The 26406-nt window shown below is 69.6% G+C and carries 25 protein-coding genes; 11 read left to right on the forward strand and 14 right to left on the reverse strand.

All coding sequences use genetic code 11. The annotated features are described in order from the left end of the window. Positions 1-2 precede the first annotated feature (2 nt). The 3 genes from ACFVDI_RS13615 (at position 3) to ACFVDI_RS13625 (ending at position 5730) form a co-directional block, all read left to right on the forward strand. Positions 3-1895 (forward strand): ATP-binding protein, encoded by a 1893-nt coding sequence (locus tag ACFVDI_RS13615; protein WP_378905738.1) that lies wholly within the window; start codon positions 3-5, stop codon positions 1893-1895. Positions 1896-1942: 47 nt separating this feature from the next. Beyond that, complete coding sequence (locus ACFVDI_RS13620) at positions 1943-3787, forward strand: sensor histidine kinase (RefSeq protein WP_378905741.1); 1845 nt, start codon at positions 1943-1945, stop codon at positions 3785-3787. A 140-nt stretch (positions 3788-3927) separates the two neighbouring features. Beyond that, positions 3928-5730, forward strand: a complete 1803-nt coding sequence (locus tag ACFVDI_RS13625; protein ID WP_378905744.1) for a sensor histidine kinase — start codon at positions 3928-3930, stop codon at positions 5728-5730. Here the strand turns inward: ACFVDI_RS13625 and ACFVDI_RS13630 are convergent. The 3 genes from ACFVDI_RS13630 to ACFVDI_RS13640 form a co-directional block, all read right to left on the reverse strand. After that, complete coding sequence (locus ACFVDI_RS13630) at positions 5727-7094, reverse strand: dipeptidase (RefSeq protein WP_378905747.1); 1368 nt, start codon at positions 7092-7094, stop codon at positions 5727-5729. The genes ACFVDI_RS13625 and ACFVDI_RS13630 overlap by 4 nt on opposite strands. 108 nt (positions 7095-7202) lie before the next feature. Then, positions 7203-8039: a hypothetical protein gene (locus ACFVDI_RS13635; protein ID WP_378905750.1), complete on the reverse strand. Its 837-nt coding sequence runs from the start codon at positions 8037-8039 to the stop codon at positions 7203-7205. 356 nt (positions 8040-8395) lie between these two features. Continuing rightward, positions 8396-8767 carry a sterol carrier family protein gene (locus ACFVDI_RS13640; RefSeq protein WP_378905753.1) on the reverse strand — a complete coding sequence of 124 codons (372 nt, stop codon included), beginning with the start codon at positions 8765-8767 and terminating at the stop codon, positions 8396-8398. A gap of 62 nt (positions 8768-8829) precedes the next feature. On the opposite strand from ACFVDI_RS13640, the gene ACFVDI_RS13645 reads away from it, so the two are divergent. Genes ACFVDI_RS13645 through ACFVDI_RS13655 form a run of 3 tightly spaced genes read left to right on the forward strand, consistent with a single transcriptional unit; the run spans position 8830 to position 10919 of the window. Continuing rightward, positions 8830-9558 (forward strand): hypothetical protein, encoded by a 729-nt coding sequence (locus tag ACFVDI_RS13645; protein WP_378905755.1) that lies wholly within the window; start codon positions 8830-8832, stop codon positions 9556-9558. Positions 9559-9568: 10 nt separating this feature from the next. Further along, positions 9569-10333, forward strand: coding sequence for a serine hydrolase (locus tag ACFVDI_RS13650; protein WP_378905758.1), 765 nt, complete (start codon positions 9569-9571; stop codon positions 10331-10333). Between the two features lie 34 nt (positions 10334-10367). Continuing rightward, positions 10368-10919 carry a GNAT family N-acetyltransferase gene (locus ACFVDI_RS13655; protein WP_378905761.1) on the forward strand — a complete coding sequence of 184 codons (552 nt, stop codon included), beginning with the start codon at positions 10368-10370 and terminating at the stop codon, positions 10917-10919. Here the strand turns inward: ACFVDI_RS13655 and ACFVDI_RS13660 are convergent. Next, entirely contained in the window at positions 10899-11855 is a 957-nt protein-coding gene (locus tag ACFVDI_RS13660; RefSeq protein ID WP_378905764.1) for a helix-turn-helix transcriptional regulator, read from the reverse strand. The genes ACFVDI_RS13655 and ACFVDI_RS13660 overlap by 21 nt on opposite strands. A 212-nt stretch (positions 11856-12067) precedes the next feature. Here ACFVDI_RS13660 and ACFVDI_RS13665 point away from each other — a divergent pair, with 212 nt between their 5' ends. Genes ACFVDI_RS13665 through ACFVDI_RS13675 form a run of 3 tightly spaced genes read left to right on the forward strand, consistent with a single transcriptional unit; the run spans position 12068 to position 15439 of the window. After that, positions 12068-13078, forward strand: coding sequence for an ATP-binding cassette domain-containing protein (locus ACFVDI_RS13665; protein WP_378905766.1), 1011 nt, complete (start codon positions 12068-12070; stop codon positions 13076-13078). Continuing rightward, positions 13075-13881 carry an ABC transporter permease gene (locus ACFVDI_RS13670; RefSeq protein ID WP_378905768.1) on the forward strand — a complete coding sequence of 269 codons (807 nt, stop codon included), beginning with the start codon at positions 13075-13077 and terminating at the stop codon, positions 13879-13881. Before ACFVDI_RS13665 ends, ACFVDI_RS13670 begins: the two co-directional genes overlap by 4 nt. 55 nt (positions 13882-13936) lie before the next feature. Next, positions 13937-15439, forward strand: coding sequence for a DHA2 family efflux MFS transporter permease subunit (locus ACFVDI_RS13675; protein WP_378905770.1), 1503 nt, complete (start codon positions 13937-13939; stop codon positions 15437-15439). A 4-nt stretch (positions 15440-15443) separates the two neighbouring features. Here the strand turns inward: ACFVDI_RS13675 and ACFVDI_RS13680 are convergent, their stop codons facing one another. Beyond that, positions 15444-16463: a CAP domain-containing protein gene (locus tag ACFVDI_RS13680; RefSeq protein ID WP_378905772.1), complete on the reverse strand. Its 1020-nt coding sequence runs from the start codon at positions 16461-16463 to the stop codon at positions 15444-15446. 44 nt (positions 16464-16507) lie between these two features. Continuing rightward, positions 16508-17242, reverse strand: coding sequence for a TetR/AcrR family transcriptional regulator (locus ACFVDI_RS13685; RefSeq protein WP_378905774.1), 735 nt, complete (start codon positions 17240-17242; stop codon positions 16508-16510). 103 nt (positions 17243-17345) lie between these two features. Here ACFVDI_RS13685 and ACFVDI_RS13690 point away from each other — a divergent pair, with 103 nt between their 5' ends. Beyond that, positions 17346-18095: a DUF2306 domain-containing protein gene (locus tag ACFVDI_RS13690; RefSeq protein WP_378905776.1), complete on the forward strand. Its 750-nt coding sequence runs from the start codon at positions 17346-17348 to the stop codon at positions 18093-18095. Here ACFVDI_RS13690 and purL read toward each other — a convergent pair. Together purL and ACFVDI_RS13700 are read right to left on the reverse strand one after the other, a co-directional pair. After that, a complete protein-coding gene (purL, locus tag ACFVDI_RS13695; RefSeq protein ID WP_378905778.1) occupies positions 18014-20302 on the reverse strand; it encodes a phosphoribosylformylglycinamidine synthase subunit PurL in 2289 nt (762 codons plus the stop codon). The genes ACFVDI_RS13690 and purL overlap by 82 nt on opposite strands. Before the next feature lie 55 nt (positions 20303-20357). Further along, entirely contained in the window at positions 20358-20981 is a 624-nt protein-coding gene (locus ACFVDI_RS13700; RefSeq protein ID WP_378905780.1) for a hypothetical protein, read from the reverse strand. A 180-nt stretch (positions 20982-21161) separates the two neighbouring features. Between ACFVDI_RS13700 and ACFVDI_RS13705 the strand changes: the two genes are divergently transcribed. Beyond that, entirely contained in the window at positions 21162-22511 is a 1350-nt protein-coding gene (locus tag ACFVDI_RS13705) for a glycoside hydrolase domain-containing protein (protein WP_378905782.1), read from the forward strand. Positions 22512-22551: 40 nt separating this feature from the next. On the opposite strand, the gene ACFVDI_RS13710 is transcribed toward ACFVDI_RS13705, so the two are convergent. The 6 genes from ACFVDI_RS13710 to ACFVDI_RS13735 form a co-directional block, all read right to left on the reverse strand. Further along, entirely contained in the window at positions 22552-22755 is a 204-nt protein-coding gene (locus ACFVDI_RS13710; RefSeq protein WP_378905784.1) for a hypothetical protein, read from the reverse strand. 43 nt (positions 22756-22798) lie between these two features. After that, positions 22799-22963 (reverse strand): hypothetical protein, encoded by a 165-nt coding sequence (locus tag ACFVDI_RS13715; protein WP_378905786.1) that lies wholly within the window; start codon positions 22961-22963, stop codon positions 22799-22801. Next, the gene (locus ACFVDI_RS13720; protein WP_378905788.1) at positions 22963-23553 is read right to left on the reverse strand and encodes a hypothetical protein; all 591 of its coding nucleotides are present in this window, start codon (positions 23551-23553) and stop codon (positions 22963-22965) included. The genes ACFVDI_RS13715 and ACFVDI_RS13720 overlap by 1 nt, the downstream gene beginning before the upstream one ends. Positions 23554-23560: 7 nt before the next feature. Continuing rightward, positions 23561-25357, reverse strand: a complete 1797-nt coding sequence (locus tag ACFVDI_RS13725; RefSeq protein ID WP_378905790.1) for a M91 family zinc metallopeptidase — start codon at positions 25355-25357, stop codon at positions 23561-23563. A 10-nt stretch (positions 25358-25367) separates the two neighbouring features. Continuing rightward, entirely contained in the window at positions 25368-25787 is a 420-nt protein-coding gene (locus tag ACFVDI_RS13730) for a hypothetical protein (RefSeq protein ID WP_378905792.1), read from the reverse strand. 101 nt (positions 25788-25888) lie between these two features. After that, on the reverse strand, positions 25889-26395 hold the full coding sequence (locus ACFVDI_RS13735; protein ID WP_378905794.1) for a general stress protein: 507 nt from the start codon (positions 26393-26395) through the stop codon (positions 25889-25891). Positions 26396-26406: the final 11 nt, after the last annotated feature.

The following is a 26406-nucleotide window of genomic DNA, read 5'->3' on the forward strand; positions in this document are numbered from 1 at the left end:
CGATGACTTCTTCAGCGCCCCCGCCCGCCGGTGGCCACCGACTGACGGTGCCACCAGGATTCGCCCCACCACCGTTGGGCGGCGGGAAGCGCGCCAGAAGCGACTTCACCACGACGATGACGACGATCACCACCGATCTGGCCGAGATCGGTGGGCTGCTCACCCCTGGCGAGGACCTCTCCGACCTCCAGCTGATCGCCGACAGCCTGACCGCGCTGGCGGGGTTCGAGGCCGCCACGATCAGCATCGCCCGACCCGACAACCACCTCCACGTAGCGGTGGTTTCGGGTCCGGCGTCGGCGAGGGAAAGACTGCTGGGACTGTCCACACCACTCTCCCAGCTCGAACGCGACCTGGCCCGGGCCGACGACTGGGGGATCTTCAAGTTCGTGCCCGCCGAGCGCCGCGACGCAAGCGACGCCGCCGTCGGCTGGCACTCGACCCGTCAGCCCCTCAACGGGCCGGACGCGTGGGATCCGATAGACATCCTGGTCGCTCCGTTGCGCGACGAGAGCGGCCGGCTCCGCGGGACGTTCATGGTCGACCAACCCAGCGACGGACGGCGTCCCGACCGCGAGAAGCGGGCGATCCTCAGCCGGCACGCGGTGCAGGCGCAGCGCGCGATCCTGCTCGCCCTGGAGCGCGAGGAGCTCTACGAGCAGGTACGCCTCGCGGAGGCCGCCCGCGACGTGATCCGCCGCGCCGGGCGCGAGCTGGACCCCGACGAGATCCTCAACTCGCTGAGCACCGGGCTGGTCGACGTCCTCGACCTGACCGACTTCTGGCTGCACATGTCCAAGCCAGGTGGCCGGGGCATCCGCACCAAGGTCTACCGGGAGGACTTCAAGCTCCCGATCGGGGACCTGACCAGCCCGTTCATGGTCGACTACGGGCAATACCTGTGGGACCAGCGCAGCATCACCGTCCAGACCCCTGAGGGCGCCGAGCGGCTGCCCCACCCCGACCCGGAGGCGCAGCAGCGGATCACCGAGTGGATCCGCCACTACAAGGTCGGCTCGATCGTCGGGGTCCCGATCGGCTCCGGCCAGACGTGGTACGGCGCGATGCTCCTCGGCCGTGGCCCCGACAAGCCGCACTGGAGCGAGCTCGAGCTGATCACGGCCGCCGACCTCGGACGCGACTTCGGCCGTGTGGTCCACAACTCCCGGGCCTACCTGCGTCAGAAGGCGGCCGTCGACTCCCTGCGCGAGCTCGAGGCCCACAAGAGCCGGTTGATCGCGACGGTCGCCCACGAGCTGAAGAACCCGCTGTCCGCGTTCCGGTGGAACATCGAGTCACTGCCCTACGCGGAGTCCGAGGAGGAGTACGCCGAGGTCCTGACCGCGCTCACCCGCAACCGCGACCGCACCGAGAAGATCGTGGCCGACCTCGCGATGCTGTCGAAGGTGTCCGACCCCGACCACCTCCCGACCACCGTGCCGATCCAGGTCTCGCGCGTGCTCGAGGAGATCTACAGCCAGCTCAGCGCCGAGATGCCCACCAGCGACGCCCACGAGCTCGTCTTCGAGATGCCGTCCGACGACGTCCACGTGACCTTGGCTCCGGGCGACCTGGACAGGGTTGTGATCAACCTCGTGACCAACGCGATCAAGTACAGCCCCGAGGGCGGTCAGGTCATCGTGAGCACGCGCACCAGCCCCGGCTGGTTCGAACTGCGGGTGACAGACCACGGCCTCGGGATCTCACCGGAGGACCAGGACCGCCTCTTCACCGAGTTCTTCCGTTCGACCAACCCCACGGCGCTCAAACAGCCGGGCACCGGGCTCGGTCTGACCATCGTGTCGCGGATCGTCAGCCGTCGTGGCGGACTGATATCGGTCGACTCCACCCCTGGCGCGGGAAGCACATTCCGTGTGACGCTGCCCATTGTTTAACCTTACGCCCCGGGAACGGGTTGCATTTTCATCTCGGCGGAGAACTCATGACCAGTACGCCCTCAGAGGGTCCGGACGCGCCAGTCGGCGCCTCCGAGGCGTACCCGACCCCGGACCCTGGTCTGCAGCTGATCGCGGAGGGCGTCACCGAGCTGGTCGGCTTCGGCGCCGCGGTCATCAACATCCGGCGCGGTGACGAGTTCGAGATAGTCGCCGCCTACGGTGACGAGAGCGGCCAGACGGTCGAGGGCGAGATGACCGTCGCCGAGATGCTCGGCACCCGGTTCCCGGTCTCGGTCGTCACCGACCTGCTGGACATGTCCGAGGACTGGGGCGACATCAAGTTCGTCCCGCACGAGAAGAACACCATCGGGGCGGCGGAGGGCTACTGGGTCCCCGACACCGACGAGGACGTCCTGAAGGACTCGCAGGACTGGCACCGCCTCGACGAGCTCCTGGCTCCCTTCTACGACGAGGACGGCGAGCTCGTCGGCGTACTGTCGATCGACCGTCCGACCAACGGCCGCCGGCCCGGCCGGCGGCAGCAGCGGATCCTCAACCGGTTCGCCCGCCAGGCCCGGCGGGCGGTGCTGCTGTCGTTGGAGCGCGAATACCTCGAGGAGCGGGCCAACAATCTGATCGAGGCCCAGAGCTTCCTGCGCGAGGCCAACTCCCAGCTCGGTCTCACCGGGGTCCTCGAGGCGACCCAGGAAGCGATGAGCCGAGGCCTCGACGCCGACGGTCTCTACGTGCAGGCCCAGGACGGGGAGGGCGGATCGGTGGTCTACTCCTCCCCCGGACTCGGCTGGAACGCCAACGACAGCAACAACATCGCCGCAGGGCAGGCCTACCAGGCCACCCGGCTGTGGAACGAGGGCCAGCACGCCATCGTGAACCGCGACCTGCTCCTCCACGCTCTCCACCACGGCGACGCCGAGCGGAAGATGTTCGCCAGGATCGGCATCGACTTCCTCGACACGGTCGGGGCCGACTCCCTCCTGGTCGTGCCGATCGGCGTGGAGACGACGGCGCTGGGTCACCTCGTGCTGGTGCGCGGCTCGGGCCGGCCACGCTGGACCGACGCCGAGGGCCGCCTCGCGATGGAGTTCGGCCGCGACTTCGGTCGCATCGTGCTCACCTCCAACGCCTACACCCAGGAGCGAGACCTCGCCCAGCGGCTCGCCACCGCCGACAAGGTGCACAGCCGGCTCATCGAGTCCGTCGCCCAGGAGCTGCACAACCCGCTCACCGCGCTCACCACCGGCATCGACGCCATGCGTCACGAGGACCGCGGCTCGGCCACCTGGTTCCAGCAGGTCGGCAACCTGATCAGCCGGTCCGACCAGCTGGTCGCGATGGTCGACGACCTGCTCCTGTTCTCCCGCTTCTCCGACCCCTCGTCGCGGCCGACCCTGACCTACGTCGATCTGGCACCTCTCCTGCGCGAGATCTTCGAGCAGAGGACGTACGAGTCGGAGAAGCGTGGCATCGAGGTGAGCATCGACGTGCCCTCCCACCCCGTCCAGGTGCTGTGCGACCGCAGCGAGATCAAGGCGGCGATCCTGCGCCTGGTCGACAACGCTCTGGTCTACACCCACCGCGGCGGCCATGTGCGCCTCTACATCGTGGAGAGCGCGAGCGAGGCGGCGATCTCGGTGACCGACAACGGCGTGGGCATCCCCGCGGCCGAGCAGCTTCAGGTCTTCACCGAGTTCTACCGCGGGACCAGCCAGGCGATCGGGGGCCGGAAGGGCGTCGGGCTCGGGCTCAGCATCGTCGACCGGGTCGCACGCCGCCACGACGGCCGCGTCACGCTGCGCTCGGAGCCCGGCACCGGCACCCGGGTCTCGCTGGTCCTTCCGCTGGCCAACGACACGATCTCGTTTGATTAACCGAACGTCACAATTGTGTCGAGACGACCGTCTACGCCTGCACAGGACGGGTGTTTCGTGCAACACTCCGTGGTGCCCAGGTCCTCAGGACTGCCACGCCGTTGCAACACCCGCCCTGACCGACCTACCTGAGAGCAAGGATGCCCCCACCACAGTCAGTCGATGCCCTCGACGTGCCGCCGAGCACGCCGAGCAAGACGTCGCTGCCGGTGGTCGATCCTGCTCTCCAGATGATCGCCGAGGGCATCTGCGAGCTGCTCGGCTTCGGCATCGCCGCGATCAACGTGGTCCGTGGCGACGAGCTCGAGGTGGTCGCCGTCCACGGCTTCATCAGCGGCCTGAACGCGCACGGCCGGCGCGAGACGGCCGAGGAGATCCTCGGCACCCGGTGGGCGCTCTCCGACCTGCGAGACAACCTCTCCCGCGGCGAGAACTGGGGCGACTGGCGCTTCGTCCCTCAGGAGCGGGTGAACCTGCACGAGGGCAGCTGGGTCTCGACCACCAACATGATCGACGCGGCCGACGCCTGGCACCCCCACGACATGCTGATCGCGCCGATCCTCGGTGACGACGGATCCATCCAGGGCTGTCTCTCCGTCGACATGCCGGTCAGCGGCCGGCGGCCCGACTTCACCCAGCGCCGAGTGCTCAACAGGTTCGCGAAGCGTGCTCAGCGGGTCGTGCTCGGCTACATCGATCGCGAGCGGCTCTACGAGCGCGCCGCCAACCTGGACACCGTCAAGGAGTTCCTGCGCGACGCCAGCTCGAAGCTCAGCCTCGCCGACGTGCTCGACGCCAGCCACGACGCACTGATCCGAGGCCTGGGTGCCGACGGGATCTGGATGGCGACCAAGGGACCGCACAGGGAGATGGTCGTGCACGCGACCCCTGGTCTCAACTGGGACCCCGATCCGGGTCTGGCCGCGCTCACCTCGCGCAACACCTCCCGCTACTGGGCGGAGGGCACCTACTCGATCATGTGCCGCGAGCGGATCAACAACTCCTCGGAGTGGAACGAGCAGGCCAGCGTCGCCGACAAGTTCTTCGAGACCCTGGGGGCGCAGAGCGCTCTGGTGGTGCCTGTCGGCGCCGACCACGAATGGCTCGGCCACATCGTCCTGCTCCGAGCGCCCGGCCGACCCACCTGGACCGACGCCGAGGGCAGGCTGGCGATGGAGCTGGGCCGCGACTTCGGCCGCATCGTGCTCACCGCCAACGCCTACACCCAGGAGCGCGACCTCGCCCAGCATCTCGCCGCCGCCGACCGCGAACGCAACCAGCTGATCGAGGCCGTCGCCCGCGAGCTCCGGATCCCGGTGAACGCGCTCGGCACGTCGCTGAACGCGTTGTGCGACGAGCAGCCCAACACCCTGCCGTGGATCGTGCAGGTGGAGACGCTCACCGTGCGCAGCGCCCAGATCGAGGGCATCGTCAGCGACCTGCTGCTGCTCTCCCGGATCCGCGACCCAGCCAACGCTCCCGGCGAGACCACGATCGAGGTCTCCGAGATGCTCGACGACGTGCTCGACGAGCTCGATCCCGACGCCGCCCAGAAGGACATCGAGTGCGTCCTGACGACCCCGACCGGACCTGCGTACGTCGTCGGTGACCCGCGCGAGCTGCGGGCTGCCTTCCTCCACCTGGTGAAGAACGCTCTGACCTACAGCTACCGCGGATCGCGGGTGCAGGTGATGCTCTACAGCGCCGGCAACGAGGTCACGATCATCGTCGCCGACGCCGGTGTCGGCATCGCCTACGAGGAGCAGTCCGAGGTCTACAAACCGTTCTACCGAGGGTCCAACTCCGCGCTCGGTGGTTCGCGCGGAGCTGGGCTCGGACTGACGCTGGTCGACCAGATCACCAGCCGCCACCACGGGTTGGTCGAGCTCGACTCCCGCCCCGGTGAGGGCACCCGGGTGGCGCTGACGCTGCCTGGCATCTAGCTCTGGGCGCCCAGCTTCTGGAGCAGCAGCGCCTCGGCGACGACGACCCGGCGGAACTCGGCGAGGTGGAGGCCCTCGTTGGCGCCGTGGGCACGGGTGTCGGGGTCCTCGACGCCCGTGACCAGCACGCTGGCCTGCGGGAACGCCTCGAGGAACTCCGCGATGAACGGGATCGACCCGCCCACACCCGTGTCGATCGGCGCGGTGCCGTCCCAGGCCTCGGTGAAGGCGGCGCGGGCCGCGTCGTAGGCCGGGCCGGTCGCGTCCAGGGCGATCGGCTCACCGGTGTCGACGACCTTCGTGGTCAGCTCGGCGCCCCACGGGACGTGCTTCTCCAGGTGCTTGGTGAGAGCGGCGACGGCGTTCTCACCGGAGTCGCCGGGCGCGATCCGGATGGTGACCTTGGCGCGCGCGGTCGGTGAGAGCGTGTTCGACGCACCGTCGACCTTGGGAGCGTCCAGACCGGTGATGGTGATCGCCGGCTGCGTCCACATCCGCTCGACGGCGCTGCCCTTGCCGACCCACTGCAGGCCGGCGATCGCCCCGGACTCGGCACGGAGCCGCTCCTCGGGGTAGTCGACGTCGGCCGCCGGACCGGAGACGAGGCCCTCGACCGCCGGGGCACCGTCCTCGTCCCAGAGGGTGTTGAGGAGGCGTACGAGAGCCATGATCGCGTCGGGGGCCAGCCCGCCCCACATGCCGGAGTGGACCGCGTGGCCCAGGGTGCGGAGCTCGACGTCGACGCGGATGAGACCGCGCAACGACGTGGTCAGCGCCGGGACGCCGATGTCCCAGTTGCCGGAGTCGGCGATGACGATGACGTCGGCCTTCAGCTTGTCCTGGTACTTGCCGAGCAGCTCGGGCAGGGTCGCGGAGGCGACCTCCTCCTCGCCCTCGATGAACAGCCGCACGGTGACCGGAAGGTCACCGTTCTCGTCCAGGCTGGTGAGTGCGCGGATCGCGCCGATGTGGGCAGCGATGCCGGCCTTGTCGTCGGCCGCGCCGCGCCCGTAGAGGCGGTCGCCCACCTCGGTCGGCTCGAACGGCGGGGTGTCCCAGTCGGCGTGGTCGTTCTCGGGCTGGACGTCGTGGTGGGCGTAGAGCAGCACCGTGGGGGCGCCCTCAGGACCCTTCTTCTCGCCGACGATCGCCGGCGGGGCGCCGTCGAAGGCGCGCACGATCTCCACCTCGAAGCCCTCGGCCGCGAAGAGGTCGCGCGTCTTCTCCGCGCTCTTCTCGACCTCGCTCAGGCGCTCCGGATCGGCACTCACGGACTCGATCCGCACCAGGTCCTCGAGGTCCTTGCGGATCCCGGGGAAGAGCTCGTCTACACGGGTCTTGATGTCTTCGGTGGAGAGGGTCATAGGGTGAGATTATCTGGGTGAGGGTGGGACCCGGGTAGTCCGGTAGCGAACTGCCTATTACTGACGGGTATATGGGCAGTTCGCTACCGGACTACCTCGACGACCACCTCACCCCGCCCGATTCGACAAGAAGCGCTCCCGCTGCACGTCGTTCAACGCTCGACGCTGTTCGACGGTGTGGGTGGGGATCCACCAGCGGGGTGGATCGATCGTCCAACGACGGTCAGCGACGGGGATCCGGCGCGCACGGGATCTCGCCTCCAGGGTGCGGCGAAGGAACCCACTGGGATCACCGATGTCGCGAGAAACCATGGTGACGTACTCGAGGCCGGCGGCACGGAACAGGCCCTCGCGCTGGATGTCGACGGCCCGCCGCTTTCCTTCCAGATGAAGCTTGCCGTCGTACTCCCCCACGACGCCGGCTTCGAGATCGAGTACGTCGGGAGTCCCGATGTGCCGACCCTCGAGGTCGAAGACCGGACGATTGCACACCAGTGCGGAGAGCCCGAGATCGATCCGCCACAGGAGCCGTAGGTCGACCTCCCTCGGCGACCAGACGTTCTCGTCGGCCAAGACGATCGCCTGCCGGGACATCCCGACACCGGTCCAGCCGTTCAGCGTCGATATGTACGCCGCCGCTTCGTTCAGACTGACCTGGTCGCTCGCCAGCGCCAGGTCGAGCCACCGCACCGCCTCACGCAGATCCGGCGAATACCGGATCTCGTAGACGATCGATCTGGCGGGACTCGTGACCGGAAGGCCGTCGATCCAGCAACGCTCTTGAGGCGGCATCCGTTCGGCTGAGACGGCGATGCCGGGTTGGGTGAGAATCTTGTGACCATACGTCGCCAACGTCACCGGCCGCGTCTCGCCCATTCCCGCGAACCACTTCGCACCGACCCATGCGTACGCCGCCCATCCGGTCACGGCGCCCGTGTTGGGCAACAGCGCCGCAGCCTCCAACACCCTCTGCTGTGCGTCGGACGAGTCGACGCTCGCCGGGACGTACAGCCCCCGCCAGACCCGTCTCCATCTCCGACCGCGGCTCTGCCTGGTTGTCGGTCCTGCCCGCCCCGTGGGGTCGAGGGCCACTGGCATGACGACATGTGGCCGCTCCGCTGACCATCGCCGCGGTTCGAAGTGAGGTGCTCGTTTCACCATGGCGCCAGCGTGCGCCCCCGACGGCTCCACGACCTCCCATTTCTGGTGCCCTGTGGATAACTCCCGGAGGTCGGGGTCGGTGGGTGGTGGGGTAGTCCGGTAGCCAACTGCCTATTACTGGCGGGTATATGGGCAGCTCGCTACCGGACTACCCCACCCAGCGGCAGGAAAGCCGACAGGTCGGTGCGTTCTCCCGAGGCCCTCACCCGGGCCTGGTCGACGGCGTCGGACCAGGCCATCACCCCGGTGGCGAGGGCGATCCAGGTGAGCGCATCGGTCTCGATCACCGCCGGCGGGGTGCCCCGCGTGTGCCGGACACCCTCGACGCACTGCACCGCGGCGTACGGCGGGACCCGCACCTCGACGCTCCTGCCCGGCGCACGCTGCTCGAGCACGGCGAGGAAGTGCTTGGTGAGGAGCCGTAGATCGGCCTTGGCGGACTCCCCGGCGCGTACGCGACCGAGAGCATCGGCCACGTCGGCGGCGGCCGCGGGCTTGAGTCGGGCTGGCACGTCGCCAGCCTATCTGTGGCAGTTGGGCGCGGTGGCGGCGCGCGACCACTACGCTCCGTGAGGTGGGACTGGAGAGACTCGAGTCGGCGATGGTGCTGAAGACCGTCGAGACCCTGCACGAGCGGATCGCGGCGCGCTTCCCCGACCGTGGCCTGGTGAAGGTCGCCGAGGAGCTGGCCGACCTGATCCGGGAGTCCGCCGGGGTCGGCGACCGGCTCCGGCAGCGGCTGGTGTGGACCCGTGCGGTCTCTCGTACGCTGATCGTCGCCGTCCTCACCCTGACGCTGGTCGCCATCGTCTGGGCCCTCGCGACGGCGTTCGGCGACGAGACGCTCACCGGCGTCCAGTGGCTGCCGCTGATGGAGAGCACGGTCAACGACCTCATCTTCGCCGCGGTCGCGATCTTCTTCCTCTACACGATCCCGGAGCGGCTGCTGCGGTCGCGCGCACTGAAGCTGCTGCACCGGCTGCGCTCGCTGGCCCACATCATCGACATGCACCAGCTCACCAAGGACCCCGAGCGGCTGCGTACGGGATTCAAGGAGACCTCTGCCAGCGTCCAGCTCACCCTCGACGCCGACCAGCTGATCCACTACCTGGAGTACTGCTCCGAGCTGCTCAGCCTCGTGGGCAAGACGGCGGCGCTGTGCGCCGAGGACTCCCAGGACAACGTCGTGCTGGACACCGTCAGCACTGTCGAGGGCCTCACCGTCGACCTCTCCCGCAAGATCTGGCAGAAGATCCAGGTCGTGGGCGAGCTGCGCGAGGACCAGTCGTCTACTTCTGTTTAGTCTCAGGTCCATGAGCTCACGGATGGACTGGTCGATCCTCGCGGTCGACACCGGCACCGGCAAGACCCTCGTCGAGTCCGCGCCGGACCGGCTGCTGCCGACCGCCAGCGTGGGCAAGATCTTCCTGTTGCACCATCTCGCCGAGCTGCTCGACGAGGACCCGTCCCTCGGGCAGCTGCTGCTGCGCAAGGACAGCACGGCCGCGGTGGCCGACAGCGGGCTGTGGCAGCACCTCGACGCCCCGGCGCTGACGCTGAGCGACTGCGCCCGGCTGGTCGGCGCGGTCTCGGACAACCTGGCCACCAACGTGCTCCTCGACCATGTCGGTCTCGCCCGGGTCCAGGCCGTCGCCTCGCGGCTCGCCCCGGGCGGGTCGATGCTGAACGACTGGGTCCGGGACGTACGGACGCCGGATCATCCGCCGACGCTCTCCGTCGGCTGCGCCGCCGACTGGGTCTCCTACTTCCGTACGCCGCACCCCACCGTCCTGTCCTGGCTGGCGCCGTCCGCCGACCTGTCGATGGTCTCCTCGGCCTTCGGTCTGGACCCGCTGGCCCACACCGAACCTCTCCGTTCCGATCTGGCAGACGGTCTCCAGGTATGGAGCAAGACCGGCACCGACGACGGCGTCCGCGCCGAGGTCGGACTGCTCGACGTGGGTGAGCGACAGGCGGCGTACGCGGTCATCTGCCGTTTCCAGGGCGATGTCGTCCCGGTGCTGGGGCAGATGCGTGCCTACGGCACGCTGCTCCTGGATGCCTTGCAGGACGGCTAGGATCCAGGTCCCGGATCGGCCAGTAGGAGCAGAGTTGTTCAGCATCGACCTCGGGACCGGCGCGGAGATCGTCCTGCGCGACCGGTCGACCGACTTCGCCGTCCACCGGCTCATCAACGCCAACTTGGACCACCTGCGCGAGTGGGAGCCGTGGGCGCATGCCGACCAGTCCATGATCAGCATCTCCAGCCTCGGCACCTACCTGCTCACCCAGTGGGTCAAGGGCGAGGCGATCCCATGCGTCATCCGCCAGGACGGTCAGGTGGCCGGTGCCACGACCGCGCGGATCAACCTCTACGAGAAGTCGGCCACGATCGGCTACTGGCTGGGCGAGGCCTACGAGGGCCGTGGCCTCGTCACCCGGGCCGTCTCGGCGCTGCTCGACACGCTCTTCAACGAGTACGACATCGCCCGGGCGATCATCGACACCTCGGTTCACAACAAGCGCAGCCGTGCGGTCGCCGAGCGGCTCGGCTTCACCCACGAGGGCACCATGCGCGGCGCGCAGGCCTACCCGGGCGAGCGCCGGGACCTGGTGGTCTACGGGCTGCTGCGCGAGGAGTGGCTAGCGCGCCCCGGCAGCTGAGCGAACGAACCGCTCCCCCGCCTGCTTGACCAGCTCGGCCAGCTCGGCCGGCTGCTCGACCGTGAACTCGGCCTCGACCCCGGCGAGGATCATCATCGGCCACCCCAGGTCGTCGGCCTGCATCCGCAGCCGGCAGCCGCCCTCGGCGGCCTCGACCTGGCCCCAGCGTCCCACCCGCTGAGAGACCACGTCGGGCTCGACCCGGAAGTGGATGCAGATGTCATGGGCGGCGGGGCGGGACCGGATCCCCGACTGCACGTAGGTCGCTGCGTCGCCGCCGGGGATCTCCCGTGGACGGAAGGTCTGGCCGGTGGTCGTCGGGTCGCTGATCCGGTCGACGCGGAAGGAACGCCAGTCATGGCGGACGCGGTCGTAGGCGAGGAGGTACCAGCGGTTGCCGATGGTGACCAGCCGGTGTGGCTCGACTCGGCGCTGGGTCGGCTCCGCCTCGGGCGCCCGATAGGTGAAGGTGAGCGCCTCGTCGTCGCGACAGGCCTGCGCCAGGACGCCGAGCACGCCGGCGTCCAGCGGCGCCCGGCCGCCCCAGGGGAGCGAGTCGGTCTGCGACGTCACCGCGTCCATCCGCCGGCGCAGCCGCGGCGGCATCAGCGCGACCACCTTCCCCAGCGCCTGGGCGGAGGTGTCCCCCATCCCGGCGACCAGACCGGCCGCGGCGGTGCGCAGCCCGACCGCGATCGCGACCGCCTCCTCGTCGTCGAGCAGCAACGGCGGCAGCGCGTTGCCGGCCCGGAGCTGGTAGCCGCCGGCCACCCCGCGGGTGGCGTCGACGTCGTAGCCGAGATCGCGCAGCCGCTCGATGTCGCGACGCAGCGTACGCTCGCTGACCTCGAGGCGCACGGACAGCTCCGTGCCGGGCCAGAAACGGTGGGTCTGCAGCAGCGACAACAGCTGCAGCATCCGGGCGCTCGTACTCATGTTCACGACCCTAGAGGCCATTGCGGCCAGATCGTGGCCTGATTCGCGAAGAACGGGCCCGAGATCGCGCGACGGTCGGCTCGCCCCCTCCTCGAGCCGACCGTCGTCGCGCTATCCCCCTCTTACCCACTCACCGGACTTCTAAACCGGATCTCGCAAAGAATTTTCAAAAGCGGACAGAAACTGGCCGGATGACCTCAGAGGCTGGAGTCATGACGAACCACACCAACCAGCGGCCGGTGATCCGCACCGAGGCTCTGACCAGGCATTTCACCCGCGGAAAGAAGACCGTCGAGGCCGTACGCGGGCTCGACCTGGAGATCCACCAGGGCGAGCTCGTCGCCTTCCTCGGCCCGAACGGAGCCGGCAAGTCGACCACCCTGAGGATGCTGACCACCCTGATCCCACCCACCTCCGGCACCGCCGAGGTCGCCGGACACGACGTCGTACGCTCGCGCGCGGCGGTCCGGCGCTCGATCGGCTACGTCGGCCAAGGCAACGCCGCGGCCTTCGTCCAGCGCGGTCGCGACGAGCTGATGTCCCAGGCCCGCGCCCACGGCATCCCGCGGGCCGCCGCCACGGCGCGCATCGACGAGCTGCTCTCCGCCTTCGACCTCCAGGAGTACGCCGACCGCCCGGTCCAGACGCTCAGCGGCGGCCAGCGGCGGCGTCTCGACATCGCGATCGGGCTGCTCAACCACCCCGAGGTGCTGTTCCTCGACGAGCCGTCGACCGGGCTGGACCCGCAGAACCGCGCCAACCTCCAGGAGCAGATCCGCCGACTCCACGAGGACGGCACCACGATCGTCCTCACCACCCACTACCTGGAGGAGGCGGACGCGCTCGCCGGCCGGGTCATCGTCGTCGACCACGGCGTGGTGATCGCCGACGACACGGCCGCCCGGCTCAAGGAGCGGCTCGGCGATCTGGTCCTCCTCGGCTTCGGCAGCGAGGCCGACGCCACCGCCGGCGCGGCCCGGGCCGAGTCGGTGCTGACCGGCCCGACGCTCGTCGAGCGCACCGGGACACAGGTCTCGATCCGCACCCCGCGCGGTGCCGACAACGCCCCGGCGATGGCGATCGACCTGGCCGCTCACGGCACACCGGCGATCCGGATGGAGGTCCACAGCCCCACCCTCGACGACGTCTTCCTCGACCTCACCGGCCGCAGCCTGCGCGAGTCGGCCGACTCCACCACCCAGACCGAAGGAGCAGCAGCATGACCACCCTCACCGTTCCCGCCACCCAGGTCCGCCGGACGACGGAGCCGCTGAGCAGGCCGACCGGGTTCCTCACCGACACCTGGACCGTCCTGCTCCGCGAGCTCACGCCTAAGCTGCGCCAGCCCGCCTCCATGCTCTTCGCGATGGTGCAGCCGCTGGTCTTCCTGGGCCTCTTCGCACCGCTTCTGCCCGCCGTCGAGAACGGCAGCGCGCTGCAGTGGTTCGTGCCCGGCATCGTCGTGATGACCGCACTCATGGGCGCCTCGATGACCGGTGCCGACCTGACCGCGGAGATCCGCTCCGGCTCCCACGAGCGGCTCCTGGTCTCGCCCCTCTCCCGGCCGTCGCTGCTGGTCGGACGGGCCCTGAAGGAGGTCGTACCGGTCCTCTTCCAAGCCGCCGTCATCCTCGCCGTGGTGACCCCGTTCAGCTTCGACCTCCACCTCGGTGGGGTCCTGGTCGGAGCCGTCATCGTCTCGCTCTTCGCGATCGGGCTGGGCGCGTTCAGCTTCGCCCTGGCCACCGCCGCCAAGGAGCAGGACTGGATCTTCTGGACGGTGCAGCAGATGCTGATCTTCCCGCTGCTGCTCCTCTCCGGCGTCCTCCTCCCGCTCGACGGCGCACCCGGCTGGCTGAAGTTCCTCAGCGACATCAACCCGATGACGTACGTCGTGGAGGCGGAGCGGGCGCTCTTCGCCGGCGAGTTCCCGGTCGATGTGGTCGTCAGCGGCTTCGTCGCGGGCGCGGCCGTCGCGGTCGTGGGAGTCCTGGTCGGCGTACGGACCATGGAGCGGTCGAGCTGAACCTCGGGTCGAAGCCCCTTGACCTCAAGTTCACTTTAGCTTCCAGACTGGACGCATGACACCCGGATCCCGCACCTCCCCGAGCCCGACAACGATCGTGCTCACCGTCATCGCCGGCACGGTGATGATCCCGATCGACATCACGATCGTCGCGGTAGCGATCGCCCGTCTCTCCCAGGAGACGGGCGCTTCGCTGCCCGTGATCCAATGGGTCGCCACCGGCTACACGCTCGCCCTGGCGACGGTCATCCCGGCCGCAGCGTGGGCGATCAGCCGGTTCGGCGCCCGCCAGGTCTTCCTGACCGCGATCGGCGTCTTCACCGTCGGCTCCGGCCTGGTCGCGGCCTCCTGGAACGTCGAGTCGCTGATCGCGTTCCGGGTGCTGCAGGGGCTCGGGGGTGGCTTCGTGATGCCGGCCGCGATGACCCTGACGCTGCGCTCGGCGCCGCCCGAGGAGCGGGGTCGGCTGATGGCCCTGATGGGGCTGCCGGTGCTGGTCGGCCCGGTCTTCGGGCCGGTGCTCGGCGGCTGGCTGCTCGACACCATGTCGTGGCGGTGGATGTTCCTCATCAACCTGCCGCTCGGTGTGCTCGGCGTGATCCTCGGCCTGCGCAACCTCCCCCGCCTGGGCCGCGGGCCGAGCGCCCGCCTGGACGTACGCGGCCTGCTTCTGCTCCCTCCCGCGATGGCGCTCCTCGTCCTGGGCACCTCGTTCGCCGAGGGCACGCTCCTCGACGCCCAGGTGCTGGTTCCGATCAGCGCCGGGATCGTCCTGGTGGCGCTCTTCGTGCGGCACGCGCTCCGCGCCACGGCACCTCTCCTGGACATCCGGCTCCTCGGCCGGCGGCTGACCGGCGGCAGCGCCGCACTGCTCGTCTGCTTCGCCGGCGGCTACTTCGGCTCGATGATCCTGGTGCCGCTCTACTGGCAGGTCGTACGCGGCGAGTCCGCCACGACCGCGGGCCTGCTCATGGCTCCCGCCGGCATCGCGGCCGGGATCATGATCCAGATCTCCGGCCGACTCATCGACCGCTTCCCGCCGCTGCCCGTGATCGGCTCCGGCATCGTGGTCTCCACCCTGGGCTTCGGCGCCCTCGCGCTCCAGCTGAGCGCCGACGCACCGATGCCGCTCCTGGCCACGACCCACGCGGTCGCGACCGCGGGCGCCGGGTTCGTGATGCTGCCGACGATGACCATCGCCACCCGCTACCTCGAGGACAGCGCCATCCCGGCCGGGTCCACGATGATCAACGTGATGAACCAGGTCGCCACCGCCCTGTGCACCGCCGGCGTCTCGGTGCTCCTGGCCGCCGCACTCTCCGCTCGCCTGCCCGGACTGGGCGACGACGGCGTCGGCGCCCTCAGCACGGTGTCACCCACCGAGCGCGTGGCCGTCGCCCCGTTGGCTGCCGAGGCTCTTCAGGTCGCCTTCTGGCTGCCGGTCACGATGATGGCGGCATCGGCGATCATCGCGTTCGTCGTCTTCCGGCGTACGCCCTCGGCTCGGCCGGCTCCGGCCGACAGCCTTCAGCCGGTGGCCGCGGCGGTCGCCGAGTAGGCGCCTACCGCCGGCGGTGGCCGCCCGGGTACGGGTTGGGGTGGCCTGGGGCGGGAGGGCCCGGGACAGGACGGCCGGGGTAGCCGGGGCCGGGGTAGCCGGGGCCGGGGTGAGCCGGCTGGACCAGGCCCCGGTGGAGCGGGCCGCCTCCGGGATAGGGTCCCGCCGGCCGGACCGGCCGGGTGGCTTCGAGATCGCGCCGGTGCCGGTCGTGGCGCCGGCGCCACGCCATCAGGAAGGCGATGAGCAGCCCCAGCGCGGAGAGGCCGAGCACCGCGACGGCGATCTCGAGGTAGCCGATCCCGAACAGCCCGCTCGAGGCCGGTGTCTGACCGTCCGAGGCGTCGGTGAAGGTCACCGGACCGGCTGTCTCCGAGTCGCCCTGCGGCAGGGCCGAGGCCGACTCCGACTCTGACGGTGACGCCGAGAGCGACGTCGACGGTGCCGCAGAAGCAGAAGGCGTACGCGACGGGGTCGGCGAGGCGGTCGCCGACTTCTTCGGCTTCGGGGCCTGACGAGGAGTCGGGTCCTTGGTCGACGCAGGGGCGGTCGGCGCCGGCCCCGCGGCGGCCTCCGGTTTCGCGGTCGGCCGCACGCCCGGCGGGTACTTCGCGAAGACCTGCACGCCCCAGGTGGTGCCGTCGACCTCAACGAACGCGATCCCGATGTGGGTGTAGTCGCCCAGGATGTTCGCGCGGTGCCCGTCGGAGTTCATCCATCCCCGGTGCATCTCGGCGCCGGTCGGATAGCCCATGGCGACGTTCTCCCCGACACCCTGCCACCCCTCCGGGACCTGCTCGGCGAGGTCGGGATTGTGCGATAGCTCGCCGTCGGCGGCGATCTTGTAGGCCCATGTGCGCGCCAGGCCGTCGAGTGCGGAGTCGCGCGTGAGCGGGTCCAGACCGGCATCGGCCCGCGCGGAGTTGGCCAGCCGCTTGATCGTGCCACCCTCCCCCGCGGACGCCGGACCAGCGCCGAGAAGCAGCGCGGCGGCCGCCATCAGCAGGACGAGGACAGAGGACACGGGGCGATGAAGGTGGGGGGACATCCCCGCCAGGGTATCGACCTTTACTCTGGGGCGCTGCGCTCGAGGTGGCGCTCGATGTGGGCGGCGATCCCGGCCATCAGCAGGCTCTGCCCGAAGGCGGACGGGTCGTCGGAGTCGGACCCCTCGCCAGGCCCAGCAGGCCGCCAGGTCGCCATCGACTCCATCAGGCTCGGGAAGCGCTCCGGATCGGCGTACGTCACGAGCATCTGCTCGAAGGAGGCGTAGGGGTTCTCCGTGTCGGAGAGCGCCGCCTCGACCTCGATCTTCGCCTCACCCAGCGCGTACTGCGCGACGATCCCGACGATCGCCAGCTTCTCCTCGGCAGGCAGCGCAACCTCGCGCAGATAGTAGAAGCCGAGGTCGATCCAGGCCAGGCGGTTCGGGCCGGGGAGCGCCGCAGCGACCGGCAGGTCCAGGAACCACGGTTTGCGCACGACGAGGTCGACCTGGGCGCGCATCCAGGCCGCCAGACCCTCGCGCCAGCCCAGGTCGCGGTCGGGCGCGGGCAGCTCGGCGCAGAGCCGGTCGGCGAGCAGGATGAGCAGCTCGTCCTTGTTCTTCACGTGCCGGTAGAGCGCCATCGGTGAGCAGCCCACCGCTTCGGCGACCCGAGCCATCGAGACGGCGGCCAGGCCCTGCTCGTCCGCGATGACGTAGGCGGCCTCGACGATCTGGGCGAGGCTCAGCGCCGGCTTGGGGCCGCGCCGGCCGGCCGGAGGCTTGCCCCACAGGCGAGGGATCAGGTCAGAACTCATCGCCTCCATCATGCCCTGCTCCTTCCCGAAACCGGTTGACCGTCCGGCCAAACTGCGTAATCTATAAACAGTTAACAACATACGCTATTAGATCGGATGACCCATGAGCACACCCCCACGACCCCTGGCGCACCAGTGGTGGGTCTTCCCGCTGGCCGCCGCAACCGTGATCTTCCTGGTGACGGCGCTGCCTCGATATGTCGGGCTGGACCCGTCCCAGTCGCTTGTCGAGACCGACCGCGGACCGGCCTTCTACCCCGCGCTGGTGACGCACATCTTCTTCGGCTCGGTGATGCTCTGCTGCGGCGTGCTCCAGCTGTGGCCGTGGCTGCGCGCCAACCATCCCGCGGTGCACCGCTGGACCGGCCGCACCTACGTCGTCACCGCGATCCCGACCGGGGTGGCTGCACTGGTCACCAGCCAGTTCCCCGTCGCCGGACCGTCCCAGCAGGTCGGCAACACCTTCTTGGGCGTGCTCTTCCTGCTGTTCACGGTGCTCGGCTACCGCGCCGCCCGGCAGCGGCGGTTCAAGGACCACCGCGAGTGGATGTACCGCAGCTACGCGATGGCGTTCTCGATCATCGCCAACCGCTTCTGGGGCATGGTGCTGATCATGATCTTCGTGCCCGACGTCATGACCGGCGCCGACATCGGCACCGAGGACCCCACCCTCGCCAGCGCCGCCGCGGCATCGGCCTGGGTCAGCTGGGTCGTGAACCTGCTGATCGCCGAGTGGATCATCCACCGGAAGCCGCGACGGCGAGGGAACCGTCAGGAGAGCGCGTCGCGCAGCGTCGAGCGCCAGACGCCGGTGAGCTCCTCGAGCGGGATCTCGACGGCACCGCCGTCGTAGGAGACCCGGTAGGCGGAGCCACCGGTCACCCCGAGCTTGGTCGCCGCGACGCCGTGGCGCTCGGCCAGCGAGGTGAGCCGCTCGACGTCGTCGGCCTTGACGGTGACGAGCGCGCGGGCGACCGACTCCGAGAAGAGCGCGACGAACGGGTCGCCGGCGAGGGTGACCGAGACGCCGATTCCGGAGGACATCGCCGGCTCGGCCAGGGCCTGCATCAGGCCACCGTCGGAGAGGTCGTGGGCGGAGGTGATGAAGCGGGCCTCCAGCAGCAGCTCGGCGAGCGCCTTCTCGGCGCCCAGGTTCACCTTCGGCGGCAGCCCACCGAGGTGACCGTGCACGACGTGGGCCCACTCCGAGCCGGAGAGCTCCTCGTGGGTCTCACCGAGGAGCACGACGACCTCGTCGGCGGCCTGGAAGTCAGACGGCGTACGCGTGGTGACGTCCTCGATCACACCGAGCGTCGCGACCACCGGCGTGGGGTGGATGGCGACCTCGCCGGTCTGGTTGTAGAGGGACACGTTGCCGCCGGTGACCGGGATGCCGAGCTCGAGGCAGGCGTCCTTCAGGCCGCGGGTGGCCTCGGCGAACTGCCACATCACGTCGGGGTCCTCGGGAGATCCGAAGTTGAGGCAGTCGGAGATGGCCAGCGGCTTGGCGCCGACGGAGGCGACGTTGCGGTAGGACTCCGACAGCGCCAGCTGGGCACCGGCGTAGGGGTCCAGCTTGGCGAAGCGGCCGTTGGCGTCGGTCGCGAGCGCGACGCCGAGGTTGGTCGACTCGTCGACGCGGATCATGCCGCCGTCGGAGGGCTGGGAGAGGACGGTGTTGCCCCGGACGTAGCGGTCGTACTGCTCGGTGATCCAGGACTTGTCGCACAGGTTCTCCGAGGCGACCAGCTTCAGGACGGTCTCGCGGAGCTCGTCGGCGGAGGCCGCCCGCGGGAGCTTCTCGGCCACATCGGCCTGCAGCGCGTCCTGCCACGACGGGCGGGCGTAGGGGCGCTCGTAGACCGGGCCGTCATGGGCGACGGTGCGCGGGTCGACGTCGACGATCGGCTCGCCGTGCCAGTCGACGCGGAGCCGGCCCTCGCCGGTGACCGTGCCGATCGTGGCGGCTTCGACGTCCCACTTGTCGCAGATCGCCATGAAGGTGGCCTCGTCCTCGGGCGCGATGACGGCCATCATCCGCTCCTGGGACTCGCTCATCAGGATCTCCTCCGGCGCGAGCGTCGAGTCACGCAGCGGGACCTTGGTCAACTCGACGTGCATCCCGCCGTCACCGGCGGCGGCGAGCTCGGAGGTGGCACACGAGATGCCGGCCGCGCCGAAGTCCTGGATGCCGCGGACGATGCCCGCGGAGAAGAGCTCGAGGGTGCACTCGATCAGCAGCTTCTCCATGAACGGGTCGCCGACCTGGACGCTCGGCCGCTTGGCCGGACCGTCCTCGTCGAACTCGACGCTCGCGAGGATGGAGGCGCCACCGATGCCGTCGCCCCCGGTGCGCGCGCCGTACATGATCACCAGGTTGCCGGCGCCGGAGGCCTTGGCCAGGTGGAGGTCCTCGTGACGGAGGACGCCGACGCAGAGCGCGTTGACCAGCGGGTTGCCGAGGTAGGAGGCGTCGAAGACCGCCTCGCCACCGATGTTGGGCAGGCCCAGGCAGTTGCCGTAGTGGCCGATGCCGGACACGATGCCGGGCAGCACCCGGTGGGTGTCCTCCTCGGACAGCGGGCCGAACCGGAGCGGGTCCATGACGGCGACCGGCCGGGCACCCATCGCGAGGATGTCGCGGACGATGCCGCCGACGCCGGTCGCGGCGCCCTGGTGGGGCTCCACGTAGGAAGGGTGGTTGTGGGACTCGACCTTGAAGGTGACCGCATAGCCCTGGCCGACGTCGAGCACGCCCGCGTTCTCGCCGATGCCCGCGAGCATCTTGCCGGCCGGGGTCTCCTGCGGGATCTCGCCGAACTGCTTCAGGTGGACCTTGGAGGACTTGTAGGAGCAGTGCTCCGACCACATCACCGAGTACATCGCCAGCTCCGCGCCGGTCGGCCGGCGGCCGAGGATGCGCTTGATCTCGGCGTACTCGTCCTCCTTCAGGCCGAGCTCGGCCCAGGGCTGCTCGCGGTCGGGGTCACCGGCAGCGTGGTGCACGGTGTCCAGGAGCGGAAGATCGGACGCAACGGCAGCGGACGAAGTCTCGGTCACGGGCAGAAATCTACGTCAGAAGTGCCCAATCCCCCGAGTCGTCACCCGGGCCCGATCATCTGGGCAGCCCGCGCCACTCCCGCAGGTCGCGGATCTCACCGAACTCCTCGAGCGCCTGCCGGGCGACCTCGCCGTCGGCGGCATAGGCGGCGACGCTCCAGCCGTGACCCTCCACCATCTCGGCGGTGATCCACGAGGCCTCACCGTGCGGCGTGGGCAGCCGGCGCGGGCGCCAGGAGAGCGACATCGCGCCGTCGGGGCGCTGCTCGATCTTCGGGGTCGAGCCGGTGGCGGCGTACTTCCGGCGGCCGGCCTGCCAGTCGCTCGAGTAGGCGTAGTGGAGGTGGATCTCGCTGCCGCGCCAGGAGATCGAGCACTCCACGAAGAGGTCGCGCGGGCCGGTGTCGCGCCGGTCGCACTCGCCGCTGCGGGCGGCATCGGCGTAGCCCGGGAAGACCCACGTCATGCCGTCCTCGCCGCGCGGGTCCGGGCATCGGGTCAGGGAGCCGGAGCCGTTGCCGTCCCAGCAGACATAGGGCGTGTTGACCCGCTTCGTGGTCGAGCTCACCTGGTCGGCGGCCACGAACGGCCCGACCATCTCGCCGCCGTGCGCGACGTGGATGATCCCGGCGACCGTCAGCGCGAGCAGCACGGTGATCGCGAAGAGGACCGGAGTCACCCGATCACGTCGTCCCTGCACCGGCCCCAACCCCCTTTGCGGTCCGCTTCTTTACCAAGTTAACGCCGCGGCCCGGCTTTGGTTAGGGCAAATCAGCCGGGACGAACGTCCTGACCAAACATCGCCGCCTGCGCGAGTCCACTGGTAACTGAGTGACGGTTGTGACTACCGTGACGAAATATGGGGGACTTCACCAGGCGCAGGTACGTCAGACGGGCACTCGGCGCGAGCCTGATCTCCGGCGTCGTCGGGATCGCCGGGCTGGCAGCACCCAGCCCCGCGGCCGCGAACCCGGTCACGCCGGGCAACTTCACGGGCTACGGATTCGACCAGTGTCAGGCGCCGTCGCAGACGGCGATGGACCGCTGGTGGAAGCACTCCAACTTCAGCGCGGTCGGCATCTACATCGCCGGCAACTCGCGCGGCTGCCGCACCCAGACCAACCTGAGCGCCACCTGGGTGCGCAACCAGCAGGCGCGCGGGTGGCGGCTCCTGCCGATCACGCTCGGCCCACAGGCGTCCTGCAACCCGCACTTCCCGCGCTATCGCGACGACCCGCGGATCAGCGCCGACTCGACCAACCAGTACGCCACGGCGAAGCGCCAGGGCGTCAACCAGGCCAACGCGACCGTGGACGCGGCCAAGCGCTACGGCATCGCCGCCGGAAGCACGATGTTCTACGACCTCGAGGGCTTCGACATCGGCAACAAGCGCTGCCGTGAGTCGGCGATGTGGTTCGTGTCGGCCTGGAACCACCGGATCAAGGCGCTCGGCTACCGACCGGCCATGTACTCGAGCGCGTCCACCGGCATCAAGGCGATGTACGCCGTCTGGCACGCCCAGCCGCGCGGCTTCGTCTACCCCGCGGACCTGTGGATCGCCGACTGGGACGGCCGCCCCAACACCTCGACCCGCTACATCCCGGACACCCCCTGGAACCCCCACAAGCGCGTCAAGCAGTACCGCGGCCCGCACAAGGAGACCCACGGCGGCACCACCATCGAGATCGACTCCAACTTCGTCGACCTCGGCCGCGGCTCCTACGCGCGGCCGGTGACGCACTGCGGCGGCGTGCCGGTCAGCTTCACCAGCTATCCCGCACTGAGGCCGCGCACCAGCTCCTACACTCCCTCGCCGATCTACACCAAGGCGCTCGAGTGCATCCTCCGCGAGCGGGGGAACTTCGGCGGCCCGATCGACGGGACGTACGACGCCGGACTGGTGCGCTCGGTCAATGCCTGGCAGCGCTCGCACGGACTGGCGGTGCGCAAGACCTGGACCCAAGGCGCCTGGAAGACGCTGTGGGCAGCCAACAGCCGCCCGCTCCTGAAGCGTGGCTCCGCCGGCGAGAGCGTCCGCGACCTCCAGCGTGCGCTCAGTGCCACCTCCGCACCCGAGCGCCCGAAGATCACCGGCGTCCTGGACTGGAACACCCAGGTCGCCCTCGCCGCCTACCAGAAGCGCCTGGGCCGCACCGCAACCGGCATGGCCACCGAGGTCACCTGGTACGACCTGGCTCACGGCCGCTGATTCCGAGGTCGTGGAGCTGAGCGTGACCTATGGGCCACGCTCAGCTCCACAACTCCCCGACCTCGACAGCCTCGTCCGGCGCCACCTCCGTGACCCCTACCGTCGGGATCGACGCCCAGGTCTGATCGGTGTCAGGGAAGCCGAAGAGCGTCTGCGACAACAGTGCCCCACCGCCGGCGTCCTCGGTGACGTACGCCGCATCCTCCCGGTAGCGGACGCCGGCACCGGCGGGGACCGCGGGCAAGGTTGATGAGCAGCAGGGGCTCATCACCGTCGTTGGCGAACCGCTAGCTCACCTGGACCTCGGTGTCGCTGACCGTCACCTCGGCATGGAAGGTGGCCCCTGGCTCCGGCGCCGATCCCGACGGACCGAACTCACCGTAGGGCGGATCCTCGGCGCACCCGCTGAGCGGCATCAGCAGCGCCGCCGCGAGCACGCCGACCCGCTTCATCAGTCCAGGGACACCGGATCGGAGCAGAAGATCTGCTGGGACTCGGCGGCCGAGTCGGAGTGGGCGAGGCCGGTGACCCTGGCCGGCACGCCGTCGGGGTAGAGGTCACGGAGGTCAAGAACACCGACGCAGAAGATCACCTCGTCTACCGGGTCCGGAAGGTTCGGGGCCGAGTCGTCGTCGAACGGGCGATACTCCTCGAGCGGCAGCGGCAAACGTACGTCTCGCTCCATTTCCTCGCCCGCCGCGAGCTCGACCCAGCCGACCGCCGGCATCTGGGCGAACGACGTGTCGTCCGGCAGCGCGAAGATCCGCTTGCTCACCTCGGCCCGGCTCCCGCCGCTGCCCAGGACGTAGACGGTGTCCGCCGAAGCGGGCTGCAGCGCTCCGTTGGCGTACGTCGGAACCGAGTCGACCACGTAGACGTCGACATCCGCGTCGTTGACCACCCGATAGCTGATCTCCAGGGCATCGCCGGAAGTGGCGATCTCCGACTCGAACCGGACCCCTTCGATCTCCCGCTCGCCCTCGGGGGCCTTCGCGCACCCGCTCATCACCAGACCTCCCGCCGTCAGCAGCGATGCGAGCATCATCAACCTAGTAGTGGTCACGGTGTGGTGCCCCCATCTCGTCGCGGAGCCCATTCTCGGTGTAGACGTAGGGATGGTCCGGGTCGATCTGCTCCGGCGTGCTCGGGTCGTTGTCGTGGTCGACGGGCAGACCGGCAGCCTCGCGCTCGCGGTTGTTGGTCCCCTGGTTCTCGGGGTCGTCACCGTGATACTCCCCGGGCTCGAGCGTGTCATGCATGTAGTCGTAGACGTGCGCCATCTCGTGGTAGAGCACCGCGACCGGCGGGCCGTCGACAGGCGTCTGGGGAGCACGGTTGCCGGTGTTCATCGTGTCGATGTCCGGCATGTACTTGATCTCGTTGCCGCCCATCGGCCCGTCGGACGCCGAGCTGTTCGGCGTGTCACCGACGTACTCGCGGATGGTCAGGTTCTCCTGCCCGATCCCGAACACACCCGAGTCGTCGTGTCTCCGGTCGAGCGCGGCGAGCATCTGCTGCCCCGTCGGCGACGCGGCCAGCATCTCGAGGTCGGCACGGGTCCGGGCGACGAACTCCGGTGACCCCTCGATCTTGATCCACTCCGGGACCTCGGTGATCTGGACCGTCACGTGCTGCTCGACGTCCTCATCGGTGTCACCGGACTCGCTGTGGGCCTTGTCGTCACCCGAGCCGCCATAGGTGGTGTCGCTGCCCCGCCCGGCGTAGCTCACGTCGTCGCCGGCGCCACCGTGGATCCGGTCGTTGTCGTCGCCGCCGGAGGCGATGTCGTTGCCGTCGCCACCGACGAGCACGTCGTCGCCGTCGGCACCTTCGAGGTAGTCCTGGCCGCGACCACCGCTGATCCGGTCGTTTCCGGCCATGCCGTAGACGGTGTCGTCCCCACCCGCTCCGGTGGCGAGGTCGTTGCCGCCCTGGGCGTCGATGTAGTCGCGATCCGTGCCACCCGAGACCCGGTCGTCACCGTCACCGGCGAAGACGTGGTCGCGGCCCTGGCCACCGAGGATGCGGTCGCTCCCGCTGCCGCCGTCGAGCCGGTCGTCACCCCTGCCCCCGAGCAGGGAGAGATTGACGTTGGTGCCCTGCGGGACGTTGATCTCGTCGTTGCCCTCGCCGGCGCGGATGACGATCTCGTTGCCGGGCGGCACCTCGTACATCTGGCCGTTGACGGTGACGACCTGTTTCCCGGTCAGCGGATTGATCCCGACCGTGACCACGTCGTCGCCGCTGCCGGTGTTGATGTAGGTCTTGCCGTCGACGTTGATCATGCCGACCGAGTCGACGTCGGCCGGGACGTGGAACGGGTCCTGTCCGGACTCGGCGATCGCCGCCATGCTCGTCGACAGACCCTGCCAGGCGGCGGTGGTGTCGACCAGCACCTGCCGGTCGGCGTCGAGGTCGCGATCGAGGCCGGTGCGGATCTCGTAGGCGCGCGCGATGGCGTCGGTGACCAGCTTGCTGTCCTCGGGGGTCTCGGGCTGGAACCGGATGTCACCCGACGGGCTGCCCTGGTGCGGAATGTGGGCGACGGTGGCCCAGGACTGGTCGAGGTGACCTTGGGCGATGCGTACGGTGCCGGCGATCCGGGCCATCGCCGCGGACCCCTTGTCGGCGAGCTCGCGCGCCTTGTCGAGGTCGGTCAGCAGCGTCTTGCGGTGCCCCTCGTAGGACTCGGCCGTCTGGCCCTCCCAGTCGGCGACCACATCCTTGGAGCCGCTGATGAACGACTCGGTGACACCGTCGAGCGCCTTCGCCACCGAGGCCCAGCCTCGTGACGCCTCGTCGATCGAGGCCGCGTCGTCCCACAGCTTCCAGGTGCCTTCGGACATCTCGTGCTCCTCAGCGCGGGGTCGGGGTGGGGCCCGGCGACGGGCTCGGGGTGGGCGAAGGCGGCTTCGGACCCGGGGTCGGCTCCGGCGGACGCGGCAACGGCCCCGGAGGGAGCGAGTTGCTCGACTGGGCGGCTCGTGCCGTCTCCTCATCGGTCGCGGAGATGTCGAACGCACACAGCATCAGGGCGTCGGCGTCGGCCTCGAAGACCGCCGCGAACGACTCGAGCGCGCTCGACGCGGCCTCGACCAACGGTCCGTGGGCGGCCGTCGTGTCGTAGCCGCCCTGGGTGTTGCCGGCGTCGCGCTGAGCGACATGGAGTGCGCCGGCGTTGTCCGTGGTCGCAGCGGTCAGGTCCATCGCCCAGTCGATGCAGCGGTCGGCGAGCTTGACCAGCTCGCCGGGACGTACGTTGATCTGAGATGACATCGGGGCCTCCCTCTTCAACGGAGTTCTTCCCCGGAACACGCGGGGCTACACGCGAACGCCGCACACGTCTCATCATCCGAGACGCGTGCGGCGGTGTGCGCTCAGGAGAACGGGTTGGGGAGGGCGCCGGGCAGGTCGGCGAGGAGCTCGCGGGCGCGGGCGGCGACCTTGTGCTCGACCAGGACCTCGTACTTGGTCGGGACGATCATCTTCACGCTCGAGAAGTCGCGGGTGCCCTTGGTCGCGGCGTAGCCGATCATTGACCAGATCAGGCCGAAGACGACGCCGAGGAGCACCGTCGAAAGCAGGATGAAGAGGAAGTTCTCGCCGCCGAAGAGCGACATGATCAGGCCGACGAAGACACCGAGCCAGGCACCGGAGAGGACGCCGGCGAGCGCGACCTTGCTCCAGGTCAGGCGTCCGGTGATCCGCTCGATCTGCTTCAGCTCGGTGCCGACGATCATGCAGTTCTCGACCGGGAACTCCTTGTCGGAGAGGAAGTCGACCGACTTCTGCGCCGCCGCGTAGTCGTCATAGGTCGCGAGCGACTGGGGGAACTCCAGCTTCAGCGGGCTCTGCGGGCCGCTGACCGGCGAGGTGAAGGACATGCGTCCAGTCT

It is taken from the genome of Nocardioides sp. NPDC057767 (genome assembly GCF_042798275.1).
Classification (GTDB): Bacteria; Actinomycetota; Actinomycetes; order Propionibacteriales; family Nocardioidaceae; genus Nocardioides.